At 43.3% G+C, this 2,504-nt stretch carries 2 protein-coding genes; both read left to right on the top strand.

Annotation, left to right across the window (positions count from 1 at the left end):
• On the top strand, positions 1 to 945 hold a 945-nt coding region (gene pfkB / locus LD39_RS14565), incomplete at its 5' end, for a 1-phosphofructokinase (protein ID WP_369793254.1).
• 14 nt (positions 946 to 959) lie between these two features.
• On the top strand, positions 960 to 2,504 hold a 1,545-nt coding region (locus tag LD39_RS14560), incomplete at its 3' end, for a fructose-specific PTS transporter subunit EIIC (RefSeq protein WP_035548598.1).

Raw genomic sequence — 2,504 nt, 5'->3', positions numbered from 1 at the left:
AGAAAAAACAAACATAAAGGTTGTGACAGCATGATCTATACGTGTACATTGAACCCTTCAATCGATTACATTATGAGCGTAGAAGAGTTCAAATCCGGTGCGTTAAACCGGGCGCAGCAAACTTTTTATTATCCAGGTGGAAAAGGCATAAATGTCTCGCGTGTCATGTCAAGGCTTGGAGTTGATACAGCGGCATTAGGATTTATCGGTGGGTTTACAGGAGAGTTCGTGAAAAGCTTTTTGTCAGAGGAAAACGTTCGCCATCAGTTTATAGATTCAGGACAAAACACAAGAGTCAACGTGAAGCTGAAAAGCTCGGACGAGACAGAAATAAACGGTCCTGGACCTAATTTGACCGAGGATCATCAGCAAAGCCTTCTTGAGCAAATTGGCTCACTAAATGAGGAAGATACGTTAGTGCTAGCTGGCAGCGTTCCATCTTCTCTCCCGCCAAATTTTTATAATACGATCGCTGATATTTGTCATAAAAACGGAACGAAATTTGTTGCAGATACGTCAGGGGAAGCGCTTAAACAACTGATCGGCCATCCGCTCTTTTTCTTAAAGCCGAATCATTATGAACTCGGAGACCTCTTCTCTACTACGATTGATTCAAAAGAAAAAGCTGCACAATATGGCAGGAAACTTGTAGACGAAGGAGTCCAACATGTCATCATTTCCATGGGTGGAGATGGTGCCGTCTACGTCGGAAAAAAAGAAAACCTTTTTGCAAATGTCCCTAAAGGCACAGTTAAAAACTCCGTAGGTGCAGGTGATTCTGTAGTTTCTGGATTTGTAGCTGCATTGACTAAAGGTGCAACGGTTAAGGACGCTTTTCGTTATGGCGTTGCTGCAGGAAGTGCAACGGCGTTCAACGATGATTTATGTGAATCACAAGATGTAGATCATTTATTAGATCAGATCACCATTTCTTCAATTGAATGAGGAGGAAATAAAAAATGAGAATAACAGAATTATTGACAAAAGAGACGATTTTGTTAAATATGACCGCTTCTTCAAAACCTGAAGCGATCGATGAGTTGATTGGAAAATTGGACCAAGCCGGTAAATTAAATGACCGTGACGAATTCAAACAGGCGATAGAAGCCCGTGAGCAACAAAGTACAACAGGAATCGGCGAAGGAATTGCGATTCCTCATGCTAAAACAGGTGCCGTTAAAGATCCTGCCATCGTATTTGGGCGTTCTCAAGAAGGAGTGGATTATGAATCTCTCGATGGACAGCCGACGAATTTATTCTTTATGATTGCAGCTTCTGAAGGTGCCAACAATGCTCACTTAGAAACATTGTCTCGTTTATCATCCTTTTTAATGGACAATAACTTCCGCACAAAATTGGAAGAAGCAAAAACTGAAGACGATGTGATTGAAGCAATCAATGCTAAAGAGGCTGAGGAAGAAGGAGAAGAAGAAACCGACAGCGGTTCTGAAAGTAAGATCCTTGCGGTTACAGCTTGTCCTACAGGTATTGCCCACACGTTTATGGCTGCAGATAAATTGAAAGCGACAGCCAAAGAAATGGGCGTTACTATTAAAGTTCAAACGAATGGATCAGGCGGCATCAAAAACCGTTTGACAAAAGAAGATATCGCAGAAGCTGATGCCATAATCGTTGCAGCTGATACGAAAGTGGAAATGGAAGGCTTCCACGGTAAACCTGTCATTGAGGTCCCTGTGGCTAAAGCGATTCACGAACCGAAAGAATTGATTCAAAAAGCGATAAACAAAGATGCGCCTACTTATCAAGGCGGAGGCAAGTCACAATCACAATCTTCTGAAGAAAAAGGCCAACGTACAGGTATTTATAAACACCTGATGAACGGTGTGTCCAATATGCTTCCGTTCGTTGTCGGTGGAGGTATTCTAATTGCCATTTCCTTCTTCTGGGGGATAGAATCAGATAACCAATTTGCTCAAATGTTGAGCACGATCGGCGGAGGTAATGCCTTCTTCTTACTTGTTCCCGTACTAGCTGGTTTCATTGCTTCTAGTATTGCGGATCGTCCTGGTTTCGCTCCTGGTATGGTCGGCGGGCTCATTGCGATCACTCAGACCTCTGCTGAGGGTGCTGGAAACGGCTCTGGTTTCTTAGGCGGACTAATCGCCGGTTTCTTAGCAGGTTATATCACAGTAGCTATTAAGAAAGCTCTTGAGGGATTACCTGCTGTATTAGATGGATTAAAAACGGTTCTGTTCTATCCAGTTCTAGCTATTTTTGCAACTGGAATGATTATGTTACTTATCAACCCTGCTCTTACAAGTGTTTACACATGGTTGTTCGACCTGCTCGACAGCATGAGCGGTACAAACTTAGCCCTTCTCGGACTTATTGTCGGCGGCATGATGGCAGTTGATATGGGGGGACCTGTAAACAAGGCCGCTTATACGTTCGGTATTGCAGCCTTAGAGGCCAATAACTATACGTTTATCGCTGCTGCTATGGCTGGCGGAATGGTTCCACCACTTGCTATGGGACTTGCTACG

It is taken from the genome of Halobacillus sp. BBL2006 (assembly GCF_000786645.1).
Lineage (GTDB): Bacteria > Bacillota > Bacilli > Bacillales > Halobacillaceae > Halobacillus.
The sequence above is the reverse complement of the archived record's forward strand: the minus strand, read 5'-3'. Positions and strand labels throughout refer to the sequence as shown.